At 34.2% G+C, this 20,506-nt stretch carries 21 protein-coding genes; 4 read left to right on the forward strand and 17 right to left on the reverse strand.

Annotation, left to right across the window (positions count from 1 at the left end; translation table 11 throughout):
• The 17 genes from rplE to rpsL all read right to left on the reverse strand — a co-directional run bounded on the left by rplE (window position 1) and on the right by rpsL (window position 9,450).
• Complete coding sequence (gene rplE, locus ACYQ5R_RS01470) at window positions 1-552, reverse strand: 50S ribosomal protein L5 (protein ID WP_460189129.1); 552 nt, start codon at window positions 550-552, stop codon at window positions 1-3.
• A 2-nt stretch (window positions 553-554) separates the two neighbouring features.
• A complete protein-coding gene (rplX, locus tag ACYQ5R_RS01475) occupies window positions 555-863 on the reverse strand; it encodes a 50S ribosomal protein L24 (RefSeq protein WP_460189130.1) in 309 nt (102 codons plus the stop codon).
• Window positions 864-879: 16 nt separating this feature from the next.
• Entirely contained in the window at window positions 880-1,251 is a 372-nt protein-coding gene (gene rplN / locus ACYQ5R_RS01480; protein ID WP_460189131.1) for a 50S ribosomal protein L14, read from the reverse strand.
• A gap of 6 nt (window positions 1,252-1,257) precedes the next feature.
• Complete coding sequence (gene rpsQ / locus ACYQ5R_RS01485; RefSeq protein WP_460189132.1) at window positions 1,258-1,515, reverse strand: 30S ribosomal protein S17; 258 nt, start codon at window positions 1,513-1,515, stop codon at window positions 1,258-1,260.
• Between the two features lie 9 nt (window positions 1,516-1,524).
• A complete protein-coding gene (rpmC, locus tag ACYQ5R_RS01490) occupies window positions 1,525-1,716 on the reverse strand; it encodes a 50S ribosomal protein L29 (RefSeq protein ID WP_460189133.1) in 192 nt (63 codons plus the stop codon).
• A 12-nt stretch (window positions 1,717-1,728) separates the two neighbouring features.
• Window positions 1,729-2,157, reverse strand: a complete 429-nt coding sequence (gene rplP, locus ACYQ5R_RS01495; protein WP_460189134.1) for a 50S ribosomal protein L16 — start codon at window positions 2,155-2,157, stop codon at window positions 1,729-1,731.
• Between the two features lie 21 nt (window positions 2,158-2,178).
• Complete coding sequence (gene rpsC, locus ACYQ5R_RS01500) at window positions 2,179-2,886, reverse strand: 30S ribosomal protein S3 (protein WP_460189135.1); 708 nt, start codon at window positions 2,884-2,886, stop codon at window positions 2,179-2,181.
• Between the two features lie 12 nt (window positions 2,887-2,898).
• Window positions 2,899-3,306 (reverse strand): 50S ribosomal protein L22, encoded by a 408-nt coding sequence (gene rplV, locus ACYQ5R_RS01505; protein WP_460189136.1) that lies wholly within the window; start codon window positions 3,304-3,306, stop codon window positions 2,899-2,901.
• 9 nt (window positions 3,307-3,315) lie between these two features.
• Window positions 3,316-3,597 carry a 30S ribosomal protein S19 gene (gene rpsS, locus ACYQ5R_RS01510; protein WP_460189137.1) on the reverse strand — a complete coding sequence of 94 codons (282 nt, stop codon included), beginning with the start codon at window positions 3,595-3,597 and terminating at the stop codon, window positions 3,316-3,318.
• Window positions 3,598-3,603: 6 nt separating this feature from the next.
• On the reverse strand, window positions 3,604-4,428 hold the full coding sequence (gene rplB, locus ACYQ5R_RS01515) for a 50S ribosomal protein L2 (protein WP_460189138.1): 825 nt from the start codon (window positions 4,426-4,428) through the stop codon (window positions 3,604-3,606).
• A gap of 10 nt (window positions 4,429-4,438) precedes the next feature.
• A complete protein-coding gene (rplW, locus tag ACYQ5R_RS01520) occupies window positions 4,439-4,729 on the reverse strand; it encodes a 50S ribosomal protein L23 (protein ID WP_460189139.1) in 291 nt (96 codons plus the stop codon).
• A gap of 17 nt (window positions 4,730-4,746) precedes the next feature.
• Window positions 4,747-5,367 (reverse strand): 50S ribosomal protein L4, encoded by a 621-nt coding sequence (gene rplD / locus ACYQ5R_RS01525; protein ID WP_460189140.1) that lies wholly within the window; start codon window positions 5,365-5,367, stop codon window positions 4,747-4,749.
• The gene (gene rplC / locus ACYQ5R_RS01530) at window positions 5,367-5,984 is read right to left on the reverse strand and encodes a 50S ribosomal protein L3 (protein WP_460189141.1); all 618 of its coding nucleotides are present in this window, start codon (window positions 5,982-5,984) and stop codon (window positions 5,367-5,369) included. Before rplC ends, rplD begins: the two co-directional genes overlap by 1 nt.
• Window positions 5,985-6,126: 142 nt before the next feature.
• A complete protein-coding gene (rpsJ, locus tag ACYQ5R_RS01535) occupies window positions 6,127-6,432 on the reverse strand; it encodes a 30S ribosomal protein S10 (RefSeq protein WP_089378517.1) in 306 nt (101 codons plus the stop codon).
• 18 nt (window positions 6,433-6,450) lie between these two features.
• Entirely contained in the window at window positions 6,451-8,574 is a 2,124-nt protein-coding gene (gene fusA / locus ACYQ5R_RS01540; RefSeq protein WP_460189142.1) for an elongation factor G, read from the reverse strand.
• A 6-nt stretch (window positions 8,575-8,580) separates the two neighbouring features.
• Window positions 8,581-9,057, reverse strand: a complete 477-nt coding sequence (rpsG, locus tag ACYQ5R_RS01545; protein ID WP_460189143.1) for a 30S ribosomal protein S7 — start codon at window positions 9,055-9,057, stop codon at window positions 8,581-8,583.
• Between the two features lie 21 nt (window positions 9,058-9,078).
• Window positions 9,079-9,450 (reverse strand): 30S ribosomal protein S12, encoded by a 372-nt coding sequence (gene rpsL / locus ACYQ5R_RS01550; protein WP_460189144.1) that lies wholly within the window; start codon window positions 9,448-9,450, stop codon window positions 9,079-9,081.
• Window positions 9,451-9,707: 257 nt separating this feature from the next.
• On the opposite strand from rpsL, the gene ACYQ5R_RS01555 reads away from it, so the two are divergent.
• The 4 genes from ACYQ5R_RS01555 to ACYQ5R_RS01570 all read left to right on the forward strand — a co-directional run bounded on the left by ACYQ5R_RS01555 (window position 9,708) and on the right by ACYQ5R_RS01570 (window position 20,497).
• Window positions 9,708-11,306, forward strand: a complete 1,599-nt coding sequence (locus tag ACYQ5R_RS01555) for a ShlB/FhaC/HecB family hemolysin secretion/activation protein (RefSeq protein ID WP_460189145.1) — start codon at window positions 9,708-9,710, stop codon at window positions 11,304-11,306.
• Window positions 11,307-12,508: 1,202 nt separating this feature from the next.
• Complete coding sequence (locus ACYQ5R_RS01560) at window positions 12,509-15,736, forward strand: SusC/RagA family TonB-linked outer membrane protein (RefSeq protein ID WP_460189146.1); 3,228 nt, start codon at window positions 12,509-12,511, stop codon at window positions 15,734-15,736.
• An 11-nt stretch (window positions 15,737-15,747) separates the two neighbouring features.
• A complete protein-coding gene (locus ACYQ5R_RS01565; RefSeq protein WP_460189147.1) occupies window positions 15,748-17,181 on the forward strand; it encodes a SusD/RagB family nutrient-binding outer membrane lipoprotein in 1,434 nt (477 codons plus the stop codon).
• Between the two features lie 289 nt (window positions 17,182-17,470).
• The gene (locus ACYQ5R_RS01570; RefSeq protein ID WP_460189148.1) at window positions 17,471-20,497 is read left to right on the forward strand and encodes a SusC/RagA family TonB-linked outer membrane protein; all 3,027 of its coding nucleotides are present in this window, start codon (window positions 17,471-17,473) and stop codon (window positions 20,495-20,497) included.
• The last annotated feature ends 9 nt before the right edge of the window (window positions 20,498-20,506 follow it).

Below are 20,506 nucleotides of genomic sequence, written 5' to 3' on the forward strand. Positions count from 1 at the left end.
TTAATTTTTTTTAAATGGTAAACCTAATTCGTGTAATAATGATTTAGCTTCTTTGTCAGTATTTGCAGATGTTACAAAAGTAATATCCATACCTCCAATTTTATTCACTTTATCAATATCGATTTCAGGATAAATAATTTGTTCAGTAATACCTAAATTGTAGTTACCTCTACCATCAAAACCTGTTGCTTTGATTCCGTCAAAATCTCTTACACGTGGTAACGAAGCAGTGATTAACCTATCTAAAAATTCGTACATTTTTTCACCTCTTAAGGTTACCTTAGCACCAATTGGCATACCTTTTCTTAATTTAAAGGTTGCAACGTCTTTTTTAGATTTAGTAGCAACAGCTTTTTGCCCAGAAATTTTGGTTAGCTCTTCTACTGCATGATCAATTAACTTCTTATCAGCTACAGCAGCACCAACACCTTTAGAAATTACAATTTTTTGTAATTTAGGTACTTGCATTACATTGCTGTAACCAAACTCTTCTGTTAGAGCAGCTACTACTCTATCTTTATATTCTTGCTTAAGTCTTGGAATATATGCCATCACTAAATTGCTTTATTGGTTTTTTTAGAAACTCTTACTTTCTTATCTCCTTCTACAGCATAACCTACACGCACTGGTGCTCCGTTTTCTAATAGACCTAAGTTAGAAATATGAATAGAAGCTTCTTTCTTTACAATACCACCTTGTGGGTTAGCCGCACTTGGTTTAGCATGTTTAGAAACCATATTAATGCCTTCTACAATTGCTCTATTTTTCTCAGGAAAAACACGTAATACTTTTCCTTCTTCACCTCTATGATCTCCAGCAAGAACTCTTACTGTATCACCTGTTTTAATCTTTAACTTTGCCATGTTTTCTTACAGTTTATTAAAGCACTTCAGGTGCTAATGATACAATTTTCATGAATTGTTTCTCACGAAGCTCTCTTGCAACTGGACCAAACACACGAGTACCTTTCATTTCACCAGAATTACTGTCTAACAATACACAAGCATTGTCGTCAAAACGGATATAAGAACCGTCTTTTCTTCTAACTTCTTTCTTAGTTCGTACTACTACTGCTTTAGCCACCTGACCTTTTTTCACGTTCCCGTTTGGAGTTGATTGCTTTACTGTAACAACAATTTTGTCTCCAATAGAAGCATAACGTTTTTTAGTTCCTCCTAAAACACGAATTACTAAAACTTCTTTCGCTCCAGTATTGTCAGCTACTTTTAATCTTGATTCTGTCTGTAACATAATAAATTATTTAGCTCTTTCTAGGATTTCTACTAATCTCCAACGCTTTGATTTACTCAAAGGGCGTGTTTCCATAATTCTAACGGTATCACCAATGTTACAATCGTTTGTCTCATCGTGTGCAACGTATTTTTTTGTTTTCAATACGAATTTACCGTACATAGGGTGCTTTACTTTCTTTACTTCTGAAACAACAATAGACTTGTCCATTTTATTGCTAGAAACTACCCCTATTCTTTCTTTTCTAAGATTTCTTTTTTCCATCTTTAAATGCTATTGTACTTCTCTATTAGTTAATTCTGTAGCAATTCTAGCAACAGTTCTTCTCAGGGCTCTTAACTGTAATGGTTGCTCTAACGGAGTTATAGCATGTGCCATTTTTAGATCAGTATAATTCTTTTTCAACTGTACAAGTTGTTCTTGCAAATCTTCAGTTGATAATTCTTTAATTTCTGACTGTTTCATTACTCTTAATGATTATGCGTTATCAAAATCTCTAGCGATTACAAACTTTGTTCTAACTGGTAGTTTTTGCGCAGCTAAGCGCAATGCTTCTTTTGCAACATCCATTGGTACACCACCAACTTCAAACATAATTCTACCTGGTTTAACAACTGCAACAAAATACTCAGGAGCACCTTTACCTTTACCCATACGTACTTCTAATGGTTTTTTGGTAATTGGCTTGTCTGGGAAAATTTTAATCCACAATTGTCCTTCTCTTTTCATGTAACGCGTTGCCGCGATACGTGCCGCTTCGATTTGACGAGATGTAAGCAAATCTTGATCTAATGCTTTAAGACCAAACATTCCATTTGAAAGTTGAGTACCTCTACCGGCATTCCCTTTCATATTTCCTTTTGCTTTCTGTACTTTACGATATTTTACTCTCTTTGGCTGTAACATTGTCTTCTAAATTGAATAAAATTATTTTCTTCTACGAGGTTGTCTTTTTCCACCTTTTCCTCCTTGCTTCTTTGACAAACCAACTAATGGAGAAAGCTCTCTTTTACCATACACCTCACCTTTCATGATCCAAACCTTAATACCTAACTTACCATAAGTAGTATCAGCTTCGGCAAATGCGTAATCAATATCAGCTCTGAAAGTTGAAAGAGGGATTCTACCTTCTTTAAAGTGCTCTGAACGTGCCATTTCAGCTCCGTTTAAACGACCACTAATTTGAACTTTAATACCTTCAGCATTCATTCTAGTAGCTGCAGCAATAGCCATTTTAATTGCACGTTTGTAAGAGATACGTCCCTCAATCTGGCGTGCAATACTTGCCGCTACTAATGTTGCATCAAGTTCTGGTCTTTTAATTTCAAAAATGTTAATTTGAACTTCTTTACCAGTAATTTTCTTAAGCTCTTCCTTTAACTTGTCTACCTCTTGACCTCCTTTACCAATGATGATACCAGGACGAGCCGTAGTGATAGTAACGGTTACAAGTTTAAGTGTACGCTCAATAATAATTCTTGATACACTTGCTTTAAATAATCTAGCACGTACGTACTTTCTTATTTTATCATCTTCAGCAATTTTATCGCCATAGTCATTTCCTCCATACCAGTTAGATTCCCATCCTCTGATAATACCTAAACGATTCCCTATTGGATTTGTCTTTTGTCCCATGTCTATTTTGAATTATTTGCTTTCAACAATTTTATTACCTAACACTAATGTCACGTGATTAGAACGTTTTCTAATTCTATGCGCGCGACCTTGTGGTGCTGGTCTTAATCTTTTTAACATACCTGCGCTGTCTACGAAAATTTCTTTAACGTATAACCCTGCATCCTCAATACTTGAATCTTCGTTCTTTGCTTGCCAGTTAGCAATTGCAGACAACAATAACTTCTCTAAGTTAATTGATGCTTCTTTAGCATTGAACTTTAAGATTTGAAGTGCTTTTTCAACTTCAACTCCTCTAATTAAGTCTGCAACTAGGCGCATTTTTCTTGGTGATGTAGGACAACCTGTAAGCTTAGCAAAAGCAACTTGCTTTTTCTCTTCTTTGATCTGTTGTGCTCTTAATTTTTTACGAACTCCCATGATTACCTACTATTTTTTACCTTTATTTTTCTTGTCAGCACCATGTCCTCTATAAGAACGTGTTGGTGAAAACTCTCCTAACTTATGCCCTACCATGTTCTCAGTAATATATACTGGTACAAACTGACGACCGTTGTGCACTGCAATTGTTTGTCCAACGAAATCTGGTACAATCATAGATGCTCTAGACCAAGTCTTGATAACTGATTTTTTATTAGAATCAATATTCGCTTGTACTTTCTTTTCCAATTTATGGAAAACGTAAGGTCCTTTTTTTAATGAACGTGCCATGTCTTATTATTTTTTTCTACGTTCTACGATATACTTATTACTTGCTTTGGTCTTAGATCTAGTCTTATATCCTTTAGCTGGGATACCATTCTTAGATCTTGGGTGTCCTCCAGACGACTTACCTTCACCACCACCCATTGGATGATCAACCGGGTTCATCACTACTGGTCTCGTTCTAGGTCTTCTACCTAACCATCTTGTTCTACCAGCTTTACCTGATACTAATAACTGATGATCTGAGTTAGACACAACCCCAATTGTTGCCATACATGTTAACAAGATTAATCTTGTTTCACCTGATGGTAACTTAACTGTAGCATACTTACCATCTTTTGCCATTAATTGAGCAAAAGAACCTGCACTACGCGCCATTACAGCACCTTGTCCAGGACGTAATTCGATACAAGAAATCGTAGTACCTAATGGCATATTTCCTAATGGCATTGCATTTCCTACTTCAGGAGCTACAGTGTCACCAGAAATTACTTCTTGTCCTACTTTTAATCCGTTTTGAGCAATGATATATCTTTTCTCACCATCTGCATACACTAATAAAGCGATAAACGCAGTACGGTTTGGATCATACTCAATTGATTTTACAGTTGCAGGAACTCCTGCTTTGTTTCTTTTAAAATCAATAATACGGTATTGTTTTTTATGACCACCACCAATGTAGCGCATAGTCATTTTACCTTTATTGTTTCGACCTCCAGACCTTTTTTTCGGTGCCAATAATGACTTTTCCGGCTTATCAGTAGTGATGGTGTCGAACCCATTCACAACTCTAAAACGCTGACCTGGTGTTATTGGTTTAAGTTTTCTAACTGACATTTTTTATTTATTAAATGTTGCTATAAAAATCTATATTATCTCCTTCTGCTAACTGAACGATTGCCTTTTTATAAGCACTCTTTTTAGCTTGTACAATTCCACTCTTAGTGTATTTAGTAGAACGTTTAACTGGGTAGTTCATCGTTCTTACTGCATTTACAGATACACCATAAGTTGCTTCTACAGCATTTTTAATCTCAACTTTGTTAGCACTCTTCTCTACAACAAATCCATAACGGTTGTTCAACTCGCTATCATTTGTCATTTTTTCCGTAATAATAGGTTTAATTAATACACTCATTTTCTTACCTATTTAGCTTAAATTTGATTAATTCCTTCTAAAGAACCCTCTAAAAGGACAATTTTATTTGCATTTAAAACCTCGTAAGTATTTAAACCTGAGTTAGTTACGGTTTTAGAACGCTTTAAATTTCGTGATGACAAATATACGTTATTATTTGAATCACCCAACACAAACAAAGACTTTTTACCCTCAATACCAAGACCTTGCAATACAGAGATAAAACTCTTAGTCTTTGGAGCATCAAAATTAAAGTCTTCTACAACAATAATATTATTGTCTTTTGCTTGAATACTTAAAGCTGACTTACGTGCTAATCTTTTCAAATTCTTGTTCAATTTGAAGCTGTAGTTTCTTGGTCTTGGACCAAAGATTCTACCACCTCCTCTAAAAACAGGAGATTTAATACTACCTGCACGAGCAGTACCAGTACCTTTTTGCTTCTTAATCTTTCTAGTAGAACCAGTAATTTCACCTCTTTCTTTAGATTTGTGCGTACCTTGTCTTTTGTTAGCCAAGTGTTGCTTAACATCTAAATAAACAGCGTGATCGTTCACCTCTACTGCAAATACATCATCAGAAAGCTCTACTTTCCTTCCTGTATCTTTTCCGTTAATGTCTAAAACTGATACTTTCATTATTTCTGAACGATTACATAAGCGTTTTTGTGACCAGGAACACATCCTTTTACAACAAGTAGGTTTTTATCTGCAACTACTTTTAAAACTCTTAAATTTTGAACTTTCACTTTATCACCTCCCATACGTCCTGCCATACGCATTCCTTTGAATACTCTTGCAGGGTATGATGCAGCACCAATAGAACCAGGAGCTCTTAAACGGTTATGTTGACCGTGAGTAGCTTGACCTACACCACCAAAACCATGACGTTTAACAACACCTTGGAAACCTTTTCCTTTAGAAGTTGCAGAAACATCTACAAACTCACCTTCTTCAAAGTGCTCAACCGTAATTGAATCTCCTAATTTGTACTCTTCTTCAAACCCTTGGAATTCAACGACTTTTTTCTTGGCTACGGTACCTGCTTTTTTAAAGTGACCATCTAAAGCTTTATTAGAGCTTTTTGCCTTTTTGTCATCGAAACCAAGTTGTAACGCATTGTATCCGTCTACCTCTTCGGTTCTGACTTGGGTAACAACGCACGGACCTGCTTCAATAACAGTACATGGAATATTCTTTCCATTCTCGTCAAATAAGCTGGTCATTCCGATTTTTCTTCCTATTAACCCAGACATTTTAATTTAATTTAATTATTTACTTTATTTCTATTTAAAAAAACAGGGTCAAAAATACTTCAACCCTGTCGTATTTTTTTCCGTTTTTCCTTCGTCAATCGCTCCGGACATGTATTTCGGCATTGCTACCGAAAGGTTTCAATTACACTTTAATCTCAACCTCAACTCCACTAGGAAGTTCTAACTTCATTAAAGCATCAATAGTCTTAGATGAAGAGCTATAGATGTCTAATAATCTTTTGTAAGAACTTAATTGGAATTGTTCTCTAGATTTTTTATTTACGTGTGGTGAACGTAGTACTGTAAAAATCTTTTTATGAGTTGGTAAAGGAATTGGACCGTTAACTACAGCACCAGTACTCTTTACAGTTTTTACGATTTTCTCAGCAGATTTATCTACTAAATTGTAATCGTAAGACTTTAATTTTATTCTAATTTTTTGACTCATCGTGTTATAATTTAGAGATTAACCTTTTGCCTTTTCAATTACTTCTTCAGAAATGTTCGATGGCGTTTGAGCGTAGTGTGAGAACTCCATAGTAGAAGTTGCTCTACCAGATGATAATGTTCTTAATGTAGTAACATATCCAAACATTTCTGATAATGGCACATCTGCCTTTACAACTTTTGCTCCTGCTCTATCATCCATTGAGTTAACCTGACCTCTACGACGGTTCAAGTCACCAACGATATCACCCATGTTTTCTTCTGGAGTAACAACATCCATTTTCATGATAGGCTCAAGAATTACAGCACCAGCAGCTTTTGCAGCAGCTTTGTACCCTAATTTTGCAGCCAATTCAAATGAAAGTGCATCAGAATCTACAGGGTGGAAAGATCCATCCTTTAAAGTAATCTTCATAGTATCCATTTCGAATCCAGCTAAAGGACCATTCTTCATAGCCTCTTTGAATCCTTTTTCTACTGCAGGAATAAATTCCTTTGGAATACGACCACCTTTAATCTCATCAACAAATTGTAATCCTGGTCCTTTAAAGTCTTCATCAGCAGGCCCCATTTCAAATACAATATCACCAAACTTACCACGTCCACCAGATTGCTTCTTATAAGTTTCTCTGTGCTCTGCTGTTCTAGTTAATGCTTCTTTGTACTCTACTTGAGGTTCACCTACACTTACTTCAACTTTAAACTCTCGCTTTAAACGATCTACAATAATATCTAAGTGTAACTCACCCATACCAGAAATTACTGTTTGACCTGAAGCCTCATCAGTTTTAACCTGGAATGTTGGATCTTCTTCTGCTAACTTAGCCAAAGCTAATCCTAATTTATCTACATCTGCTTTTGTTTTTGGCTCAACGGCAATACCGATTACTGGATCAGGGAAGTCCATAGACTCTAATACAATTGGAGCATCCATTGCCGACATTGTATCTCCTGTTTTAATATCCTTAAATCCTACAGCTGCACCAATATCACCAGCTTCAATATAGTCAATAGCATTTTGCTTGTTTGAGTGCATTTGGTAGATACGAGAAATACGTTCTTTTTTACCTGAACGATTGTTCAAAATATAAGAACCTGCATCTAATCTACCAGAATAAGCTCTAAAGAATGCTAAACGACCTACGAAAGGATCTGTAGCAATCTTAAATGCTAAAGCAGCAAAAGGCTCCTTTACATCTGGCTTACGCAACTCTTCTTGATCAGTGTTAGGATTCACACCTGTAATACCTTCTTTATCTGTTGGAGAAGGTAAGTAACGACATACTGCATCTAACAAGAACTGAACTCCTTTGTTTTTAAATGCAGAACCACAAATCATTGGGATGATAGCCATATCCATTACAGCAGCTCTTAATGCATTGTGCACTTCTTCTTCTGTAATAGAGTCTTCATCTTCCATGAATTTCTCTAATAAGTTCTCGTCGTAACTAGCAACCTCTTCAATTAATAAGGCTCTATACTTAGCAGCCTCTTCTTTCATATCTTCTGGAATGTCGATTACATCAAACGTTGCCCCTTGTGTGTTATCATGCCACACAATAGCTCTGTTCTTCACTAAATCAACAATACCTTTAAAGTCTGCCTCATCACCAATGTTCAATACAATTGGCACTGCGTTAGACTTCAACATATCTTTTACTTGCTGACAAACAGCTAAAAAGTTAGATCCTTGACGATCCATTTTGTTAACGAAACCAATTCTAGGAACTTTATAGTTATCTGCTAATCTCCAGTTAGTCTCAGATTGAGGCTCAACACCATCAACTGCACTAAATAAGAATACTAAACCGTCTAATACACGTAAAGATCTGTTTACCTCTACTGTAAAGTCAACGTGACCCGGAGTATCAATAATGTTAAAGTGATATCCTTTAGTATCTGGAGTTGGCTGACCATTCTCAATTGGAAACTGCCATTCACAAGTTGTAGCAGCAGAAGTAATTGTAATACCTCTTTCTTGCTCTTGCTCCATCCAGTCCATAGTAGCAGCACCATCGTGCACCTCTCCAATTTTATGTGAAACTCCCGTATAATATAAAATACGTTCTGTAGTAGTAGTTTTACCTGCATCAATGTGCGCAGCAATACCAATGTTTCTTGTAAATTTTAAATCTCTTGCCATTTCTTATTAAAATCTAAAGTGAGAGAATGCTTTATTAGCCTCAGCCATTTTATGTACGTCTACTCTTTTCTTAACTGCAGCACCTTCTTCTTTTGCAGCTGCAATAATTTCTGCCGCTAATTTCTGAGCCATCGTTTTTTCATTACGCTTTCTAGAGTAACTAATTAACCATTTAATTGCCATTGAAATTTTACGGTCTGGACGAATTTGCATTGGAATCTGGAATGTTGCTCCACCTACTCTACGGCTACGAACCTCTACATGCGGCATAACATTAGTTAATGCGTCTTTCCAAATTTCTAAAGCAGTTTTTTCTTCGTCTTGTTTTCTTTGCTCTACAATGTCTAATGCATCGTAAAACACTTTAAAAGCCACTGATTTTTTACCATCCCACATTAAGTTATTCACAAAACGTGTTACTAACTGATCGTTAAATTTTGGATCTGGTAAAAGAATTCTTTTTTTCGCTCTTCTTTTTCTCATGTCTTTACATTAAGTTGTTAATTACTTAGGTTTTTTAGCACCATATTTAGATCTACGTTGCGTTCTACCTTCTACTCCGGCAGTATCTAACGCACCACGTACAATGTGGTATCTAACACCTGGTAAATCTTTAACCCTTCCACCTCTAACTAATACTATCGAGTGCTCTTGTAAGTTATGACCCTCTCCTGGGATATATGCGTTCACCTCGTTACCATTTGTTAAACGAACCCTTGCAACCTTTCTCATTGCCGAGTTAGGTTTTTTAGGTGTAGTGGTGTAAACACGCGTACATACCCCTCTTCTTTGAGGACATGAATCCAAAGCAGCCGATTTACTCTTCTTAGTTATACTGGTTCTTCCTTTGCGTACTAATTGTTGTATAGTTGGCATACTATTTAATTATTGTTTACGTTTTTAAAATTAATAAACCGCTTTTTTTAGCGTGTGCAAATGTACGATTAAAAATGAATTAATCAAATAGCTGGTAATTAATTTTTTATTAAGCCTATTATGTAAGTTCAAAAAGGTATATTCACACGAAATTTTAATTCATATTGCAGAAAGAATTGAAAGCCTCAATTACACCTTATATATATACACTATTTTTTTTCTGTGCCATCCCTCAACTTTTTTGTCAAGAATTTGAGTTGAAATTAGCTAGTATAGACAGTTTAGAACAAATTGTTTTAAGCTCCTTAAAACCTACTCAAAAATTCAATTCTAAAAAAGAAATTGAAGACTACTCTAAAAACATAAACAGCCAATTAAAGCAAATTGGCTTTATACAATCTACCCACGACTCTATAACAATCTTAAATCAAAATAAATATTTAAGCTACTTTTCTCTTGGAGCTAAAATTGACAGTGCTAAGATTCTGATAGACGAATCACTTAAACCGTACATTAACAAATCAATTGAAAAGAATCACATTACGCTACCATTCGATAAACTTGAAGAAACACTTCAAGAAATTAGCAATTCTTTCGAAGCTCAAGGCCAACCCTTTACAACAGTAAAACTTGAGAATATTTCAATTTCTAAAAATACTTTATTAGCCGAATTAGCTATTAGAACCTCAAAAGAAAGAAGGGTTGACAAAATAATTATAGGAGGATATAAAAATTTCCCAAGATCATTCCTAAAACACTATGCCAATCTAAAAGTTGGACAAACTTTTTCAAAGGATCAAATAAATAATGCTTCAAAAGCCTTAAACTCTCTAAACTACGCAACCGAAAGCAAAGAGCCTGAAATACTCTTTACTAAAGATTCGACAATTGTTTATCTGTACCTTAAAAAACAAAAGGCAAATCAATTTGATGGAATTATAGGGTTTTCTTCAAGCAATACAGACAAACTTGAATTTGACGGATATCTAGACCTACAACTCAACAATGCTATCAATAAAGGAGAGCAATTAAATATTCAATGGAAAAGCAATGCTGATGACAGAAAGCAATTTGATACCTTCTTATCCTTACCATTTCTATTCAGTTCACCAATTACACCAGAAGTGAATTTTAATCTTTACAAGCAAGATTCAACATTCTTAAACATAAAAACCCAAATCCGATTAAAATACAATATCAACCCTTCCCACACATTAGCCGCAACCTATTTTAGCGAAAGCTCTAATGATTTAGAAAACTACAGCACCTCTCTTGAAATTATCAATTTTAAATCCAAACTATTTGGTAGCGAATATAGCTTTAGACAATTTTCCGAAAATCAAATAATTAACTACAAAACATTTATTCAAGCCCAAGGCCTCTTTGGCAACAAAACAAATACAGACAATAATGTAAAATTAAATCAGCAGCGATACAATTTTAAAGGCTATTACAATTGGAAGCTAAACCCTAGAAATTTTATATTCATACAAAATCAAAGCGGCCTACTATTATCTGATGAGCTTTACACTAATGAATTATTTAGAGTTGGCGGAACAAACACTATAAGAGGTTTTAACGAAGAAAGTATTTTCTGCTCTTCATACATTATATTCAATCTAGAATATCGTTACCAACTAAATTTCACATCATTCTTATATTCAATAACAGATGTTGGAAGAATTGAAAACACGATAGAAAGTATAAAAAACAATCTTTATAGTTTTGGAATTGGTTATAAATACCAATTAAATTCAGGCATTATAGATATGAGCTACGCTTTAGGGAAAGAAGAATCGACACCATTTAACATTCAAAACACAAAATTCCATATTAAACTAACGCAATTCTTTTAGACTACTAAAAAGATAATAGCTTCTGTTCAATATACTACGGGCTCAATCCTAACGAAAAAGGCAGACCACAACAGTTGTTATGAGAGTCAATTTACTACTCTAAAAGACATATACCAATAGAGATAATTCTCATTAAAAACTCCACATAATAATTTTCATTGTCAAAATGAGAAGGCAGGTTAGAAAAACAAATATACATTTCACAGGACATATTATAGGATTGAAATCTAGATGGAAAAATTTTAAAGTAATTTTGATCTAATATCATGATACAATGCACAAAAAAATTGGATATTAAGCTGAAGATTAAAGGAGATTAATTCTAATAATAAAATTTTAATGTACTCATTTAGAGCTGCAAATTCAGAGACCTAAGATAAAAACAATAGAAATAACAGAATAAAAATTAAAGCTACAATAAGATTATTATTGCGAAGTATGAGGTAGCATTGTGAATAAACCATTCATAATTCCGCATTATTACTTCCTTAATTTATTAATTTCTTCTATCAAACTTTGAGAATAAATACTTCTGCTTAAAGCAATAATTTGATACCATAAAAACGAATAACTCTATTGGTTATCATTTTAATACTCCTATAATACTTTCTAATGCTAAAATCAAGCTAAAAAACTTCCATAAAAAATTACTAAATATTCTATTCCTTTAAAAATTGAGGCAAAATCAAATCTGAACATTGAAACCAAAATTAATTATGACCTTTACATTAAACACTTATAACTAAATATTCCAAATTATTCATCTAAAAAAGCAAAATGCTGACGTATTCTCAAATTAAAACTTACAATATTTAACTTTTAATTGATATTTATTTATTTATTTAACTTATTACGAAGCCTAAATTCAAGTTAAAACATATTACACCATAGAATATCTTCTAATAAATATCTTAATATGTTAAAATATATTCAATACATCAAAGAGCTTAATATAAATGAAATAAGTATTTTACACATTTAAAACTTTTAAAAATAGCGGGATAAACACTTTAAATATGTTAAAATAATCTAAAAACAAATTATTAAATAATATTCAATATTTTGTTAAATAATTTAAATATTCTTAAAATTCTTAACACAGTTACCAATTGTTAATAATTTTAACATTTTTAACTCTTAAAAATTTTTTGTTTAACATTAATTTAGGATTTTTGGCCGTAATTTATTCAAATATATATATGATGAAAACAAAGTTTAATGGAATTTTAACGCTTGTCCTAGCGTTAATTGCGCAAATATCATTTGCGCAAACAAAAACTATCACTGGAAATGTGACTGATGAAACAGGTCCGTTACCAGGTGTTAGTATTGTAGTTAAAGGTACCAATAATGGTACAGAGACTGATTTTGATGGAAAGTACTCTATCGAAGCTGCTTCTGGAGATGTTCTTCAGTTTAGTTTTGTTGGAATGGCTTCTCAAGAAATTAGTGTAGGTGAAAGCAACGAGATTAATGTTGTTCTAGAATCTGACAATATGCTTGATGAAGTTATTGTAACTGCATTAGGTATTTCGAAACAAGAAAAAGCTATTGGTTACGCAGTTCAGAAAGTTGAAGGCGAACAAATTAGCCAAGCGAAAGAAGTAAACATTGTTAACGCATTACAAGGTCAAGTAGCTGGTGTACAAATTCAAGGATCTCCTTCTGCAATTGGTGGTTCTGCGAGAATTACAATTAGAGGTGCAAACTCTTTTTTAGGAAACAACCAGCCTTTATTTGTTGTTGATGGTGTACCTATTAATAATGCCAACTATGCTTCAAGTTCTCAACAAAGAGGATTTGGTGGTGGTGCTTACGACTATGGTGATGGAGCTGCTGATATTGATCCGGCTAATATCGAAACAATGTCTGTATTAAAAGGCGCTGCTGCAACTGCTATCTATGGATCACGAGGTGCGAATGGTGTTATTTTAATTACCACTAAAACTGGTAAAGCTCAAAAAGGTTTAGGTGTTACTTTTGAAACTTCGGTAACTTTTGACGATGTTATCAATTTAATCCCTATGCAGCAAGAATATGGTGGAGGTTCAATTTACAGTTCACATCCATCAGGTTTTAACAGATTTTTTCAAGATGGTGTTGAGTATTTTGCACCTAACTATGCAAAAGATGGTTCTTGGGGACCAAAATACGATCCTAACATGATGGTTAGACACTGGGATTCTTGGGATCCAAACTCTCCGAATTATAAAGAAGTTAGACCTTGGGTTGCTCCAGAAAATTCTTACGAAGAATTCTTTAATACTGGCTTAACTTTAACGAATAATGTTGCTATTTCAGGTGGTAATGATCAAGGTGCTTTCAGACTGGGTTATACGAACCTTTACCAAACAGGTACTACTCCTAATGCAGCATTAAGAAGAAATTCTTTCAACATGAGCAGCTCTTACAACTTAACAGACAAATTCAAAGCAGAATTTAATGCTAATTATGTTCAAACTGATGCAGAAAACAGAAATGCTACAGGATATGACAATACAAATCCTATGCAAGCTTTCACGCAATGGTGGCAAACACAATTAGATGTTAAGAGATTAGAAGAACAACAATACTTAAGTGATGGTTCTCAGTACACTTGGAATATTAAAGGTATTACTAAAGATGGATCTGACAACTTAACTGGCGTTAACTTCGACCCTAACTATTTTGACAATCCTTATTGGGTAAGAAACAATTACTTGCAAGAAGATTTAAAGAATAGATTATATGGTAACATTGCATTATCATATCAAATCACAGATAAATTAAGTATTTCGGGTAGAGCAGGTACAGACTGGTACCAGTTTTCACTTAGAGAAGGAGTTCCTTTAGGATCTGTAAATGGTTCTGACTATACAGAAACAGAAAGAAAATTCCAAGAATCTAACTTTGAAGGTAGAATTAACTACAACACGGATTTTGGTGATGACTTCGGTTTATCAGCAATCGTTGGAGGTAACGCTATGATTCAATCTCAAAAAAGATTAACTACTACTGCAAATGGAGGATTAGTAATTGATAAATTCTTTAACATTGCAAATTCTGCTCAAGATCCATCAACGGACACTTATGAGGCTAACAGATCTATTAATAGTATTTTCGCGTCAGCTTCTCTTGATTGGAAAGATATGTTATTCTTAGACTTAACAGCTAGAAACGACTGGTCTTCTACATTACCAGAGAATGATAATAGCTATTTCTACCCTGCTGCTTCTGTGAGTTTTGCTTTAACAGAATTACCTGCATTAAAAGGAAACAGCATTTTAAACTTTGCTAAAATTAGAGCAAGTATTGCTCAAGCAGGAAACGATGCTGGTCCATACAGGTTATATGATGTATATAATCCAATTACTCCTAATTTTGATGGTAATCCAATTTATGATGTTCCTAACTCTAGAAATAACCCAATATTAACAAATGAATTAACTACAGAGTATGAATTTGGGTTCTTCGTAAAATTGTTTAGTGGTAGATTATCTCTAGATGCTGCTTATTATGACAGAACAACAGATGATCAAATTTTCCCTGTTTCTACATCTACAACAACAGGTTACTCATCTGCTATTGTGAATGCTGGATCTATGAGAAACTACGGTTTCGAATTCCAATTAAATGGTACGCCAATTCAAACAGAGAATTTCCAATGGAATGTTGGACTTAATTTAACAAACCAAAACAATGAGGTTGTTGAGTTGTTAAAAGATGAAGATGGCAACTCTGTTGTAGAAAGTATTAATATGGGAGGAACTTGGGCTGCTGATTTAAGAATTCAAGAAGGCCAACCTTATATGGCATTGTATGGACAAGACTTTATCCGAGATGATAATGGAAACAAAGTTGTTGGAGATGATGGTATGTACTTATTTACTGACGACAGAGTGTATTTAGGTTCTGCTATTGCTGACTGGGTAGGTGGATTCAATACTTCTTTCACATACAAGAACATTACTTTAGCTGCTTTATTTGATTTCCAAGTAGGTGGTGTTATTCACTCTACTTCTTTACAATGGTCTAAATACTCAGGTATGCACCCAGAAACTGTAAGATTCAATGGAGAGTCTGATACTCGTGCAAACGGAATGGTTTTACCAGGTGTAAGAGAAGATGGATCAGTGAATGATTTAAGAGTTGATCCTCAAACATACTACCAAACTCATTGGAGAAAAGCTGCTCCAAATGTATATGATGCAAGCTACTTGAAATTTAGAGATTTAAGAGTAAGCTATGCGTTCTCACCAAAAGTTTTAGATAAAACTTTCTTGGAAACTTTAAATGTTAGTTTCTTTGGTAGAAACTTAGCGATTCTATCTGCTGACGTTCCATACATTGATCCACAAATTGTTACTGGATCTGGAAACACTCAAGGTTTAGAAAACGCGCAAGTTCCATCACAGAGATCATTAGGTTTTAGTATTTCAACTAAATTTTAAAAATGGATAAAATGAAAAAAGTAAAATTTTATATATTCACAGCACTATCAGCACTAATGATAGTAAGTTGTAGCGATTTTGGAGACATGAATGATGATCCAAATTCAGCAACATCTGTACCTGCGAGTACATTATTAACCACAGCGCAGTATAGATTTTATGATCGCTTGAATGGCACCTCTTTAAATGCAGATTTCGGTTTGTTAATGGTACAACAATGGGCTCAAAATGAGTATACAGAAGATTCTAGATATAACTATGATGTAACTAGTTTCAATGGTACTTGGGGATTCTTGTATACAGATGTTCTTAAAGAACTTCAAGCTGCTAGTGATTTAGTTGCAGCGTTAGATATTGATGAAGGTATCAAAGCGAACCAACAATACATAATAGATATTATGGAAGCTCAGGTATTTGGCGTATTAACCGACGGTTTTGGAGATGTTCCTTATTCAGAAGCGTTAAGCGATGTTAGTTTACCAAAATATGATTCTCAACAAGAAATTTATATAGGTATTCTAGAAACTCTTGATGCGGCAGCCACAGGATTAAATACTTCAAAAGCTTCTTTCTCTTCAGGAGAGGTTTTATTTGGAGGTAATGTTTCAGCTTGGAAAAAGTTTGCTAATTCTTTGATGTTAAGATATGCTTCGAGATTGTTAGACGTAGATTCTACAATAGCAAGTTCATATATTAATAAAGCAATTAGCGGTGGGTTAATGACTAGTAACATGGATAATGCAGATTTTAATTATCCTAATGTAGATGCTAGAGCAAATCCTTTATACAGAAACTACAGCCCTCAAATTAGTAATCGTGATGACTACTGTATTTCAGAATTACTTGTAGAAGAATTAAAAGATTTAGGTGATCCTAGATTAGATATGTTTGCAAAATTAGCTTCTGGCGGAGATTATGTTGGTATGCCTTATGGTTTATCTGATAACGATGCCACCGCTTTAAAACCAACTACATCTCGACCAAATGATGCTGTGAGAGAAGCAACTACGCCATTCCATGTGTTGGTTTATGCTGAAGTTGAATTCTTGTTAGCCGAAATTTACGAGAGAAATATTGGAATTTCTGGAGATTCTGAAGCTGCATACAACAATGCAGTAACAGCTTCAATGGAACAATGGGGTATTACAGATAGCGCTGCAATTTCAGCTTATTTAGCTGCCAACTCTTATGATGCTGCTAATTGGGACGAATCGATTGGTAATCAAAAATGGATAGCACTATATATGAATGGTTTCGAAGCATGGAATGAATGGAGAAGATTAGATCAGCCTGTATTAACTCCAACTAGTGAAGGCGTAATTAGTTCAATTCCTGTTAAATTGCCTTATCCTCTTTCTGAAACACAAACGAATTCAGCAAACTTAGATTTGGTAACCTCAGATCCTGGTAACTTAACTACCAAAATGTGGTGGGACATTAACTAAGAATTAATTATTTGAATATTGAAGGCCGTTACTTTTGTAACGGCTTTTTTTATTTAACTAAACACAGTTTCACAAAATTCAAAATGACTAACTAATTTCTACTCAATCAAGACCTTGAATAATTTCATCTTACTGACTGACTATAAAGAAAATGAAAGGTTAGATTATTGGAGAATTATCAAAATATGTTAAGTTTTCGTTAACTTAATTAACTCTTTTTATGTTAAAAAGTTGGTTTATTAAGTATATTTTAAGATTTTTGAGCGAAATTAATTCAAATAATTACATAATGAAAACAAAGTTTAATGGAATTTTAACGCTGTTTTTGGCGTTTGCTGTGCAGGTTTCTTTTGCACAAACTAAAACAATTTCAGGTAATGTTTCTGACGATACAGGTCCACTTCCAGGTGTTACCGTCATTGTAATGGGAACAACTACTGGTACTGAAACTGATTTTGACGGAAACTATGCTATAGAAGCGAGTGAAGGAGATGTTCTCCAGTTCAGTTTCGTTGGTATGGCAAATCAAGAGATAACTGTTGGAGCTTCAAGCTCAATCAACGTTATTATGGAGTCAGACAATGTACTTGATGAAGTAGTAGTTGTAGCCTTTGGTTCAAAGAAAAAAGAAGAGTTAACTTCTGCCGTTGCAGTGGTTACTGGAGAAGAATTAACTAAATTATCATCTACAGTATCTATTGACAACATGTTACAAGGTATTGCTCCAGGTGTACAAGTTGTTGCTGCAAATGGTAAACCAGGTCAAACGGCCTTTGTTCGTGTTAGAGGAGTTGGTTCTATTAACGCTTCTAGTGCACCACTCTATATAATCGATGGTATCGTTGCTCCAGACATGAATTCAATCAACCCGAATGATATCGAAAGTTTGTCTGTACTAAAAGATGCCGCTACTGCATCAAAATATGGATCTAGAGCTGCAAATGGTGTTGTAGTAATTAAGACAAAATCTGGAAAAAGAAATAGAGATGCTGAAATAACAATTAATTCGAGGTATGGTATTGGTCAAAGAATAAAAGATAATTTTAAAATGATGAATGCCGCTCAAAAAATTCAATACGAAAGAGAATTATCGGCATTAGGTGTTTCTAACGCAGCTTCTTTGCCAGGTGCAACTATTCAATCTAATGAAGATTATGAACGTTTAGTGGGAAGAGATACTGATTGGATTGATACATTAATCAGACAATCAGAAATTCAATCAAATAACTTTTCTGTTGCTGGTGGTAGCGAAAACATGTCATACTTTTTTAGTGCTGGACATGATAGAAACACTGGTATAATTAAAGATGTTGCTGGTTTCGAAAGACTTAATTCAAGATTGAACCTTGATTTTAGCCCAAAAGAATGGTTAGATATGTCTGCAAACATTAGTATTACTACAACAAGTAGTGACGAACCAAGAGATCGAAACAATGTTCAAAACCCTTTTAGGGCAATGTATGATTACAACCCATATGAACCCAAATACATTGTAGATGATAACAATGAATTGGTTTTAGATGAAAATGGACAACCTCAATTTAATCCAACAAGAGCTGGTTTCTCAATCTCTGAGGCCCTTATAAACAACCCAGAGGATGAATACAGAACTATTATTGTTGGAGGTTTTAGCGCTAGAGTTAAATTTAGCGACAAATTCTCTAATACTTTTAGAGCAGGTGCTACTAATACACGATTTAGAAGGGAATACTTTATTAAGCCAGGTTCTATTCTAGATGGTTATGTTGGTGATGCCGACAATCCAGGTATCAAAACTGATAACGGATCTAGCTCTTTAGATTATACTATTACAAACTTATTTGAATACAACGATACTTTTGCTGAGAAACACAATTTAAATTTAACAGCATTATTTGAATATAATGAAAGAACTACAACAAATTACAGTTTAACAAGTAGAGGTTTTTCTAATCCAGACTTATCTGTACAAGCTGTAGCTGCTTTACCTGATGCTGCTAGCACGAATCTTTTTGAAAATACTCTTGTATCTTATGGTGGTTTCTTAGATTATAATTATGACTCAAAATATATTGTTACAGGTTCTATAAGACGTGATGGTTCATCTGTGTTCGGAGCAAATAATAGATACGGATGGTTTTGGTCTACTAGTGCTGGTTGGAATATTAGTAAAGAAGACTTTTTTAACCAAGACGGATTTATTAACGATTTAAAATTAAGAGCTTCTGCAGGTACATCTGGTAATAGAAATGGTTTAGCTTCTTATGGTGCTTTGGCCACATTAGAATTTGGTAGTTTAGGTGGTCAATCAACAGCAATTCCTACAGACAACGGAAACCCAGATTTAGGGTTCGAAAAGAACTTTATTTGGAACGTAGGGGTTGAATTCACTGGATGGGACAGGAGATTCCGTGGTGTAGTTGATTATTATCAAAGAACTACATCTGATTTACTGCTAAATGCTCCACTTCCTGCTTTAGGAGGTGAGCCAGATGGTTCAATTTTCAGTAACATTGGAGAAATGTTAAACAAAGGTCTTGAAATAGAACTTTCAGCTGATGTAATTAAAAACCAAGATATGTTATTAACTATTGGTGGTAATATTGCATTTGTAGATAATGAAGTAACTAAATTAGTTAATGATGAGGATATTATTGTTGGTGATAATATACTTAGAGTTGGAGAAGAGATTTATTCATACTATCTTCCAAAATGGGCTGGAATTAATCCAGCAAATGGACAACCTTTGTTTTATGATTCAAACAATAATATTACTTCTGTTTATGATTCTAATGCAAATCAACTATTAAGCGGTAAATCGCCAATAGCAGATTTTGATGGAGGTGCTAACATATTCTTTAGGTATAAAGGCTTTGATTTATCTGCTGACTTCTATTATAAAGTTGGTAACTATATTCAAAACTTCATGGAATCTAACATGTTAAGTGACGGACAAAGTGTAGATTCTAATCAAAGAGTAGATGCATTCAACTATTGGAAAAACCCAGGAGATACCAATGTATTACCTAATCCAATCTATGGAAATGAGGCACAACAATCTAGTGACCGCTGGTTACAAAAAGGAGACTTCGTAAGATTAAGAAACCTAACTGTTGCATATAATTTACCAATTCAAGATTTAAACATGGGGTTAAATTCAGTGAGATTATTTGTACAAGGACAAAACTTATGGACTTGGGCTCCGCACTTTAATGGAGATCCTGAAGTTGGTATTGGTAGTGGCGAAACTGCCAATGGTGTAGGTTTTGGTAACTATAACTTATATAGCTACCCACAAGTTCAGTCTTTATCAGTTGGTGTAGATATTAAATTTTAATTATTAGAT

This window comes from Urechidicola sp. KH5 (genome assembly GCF_054661455.1).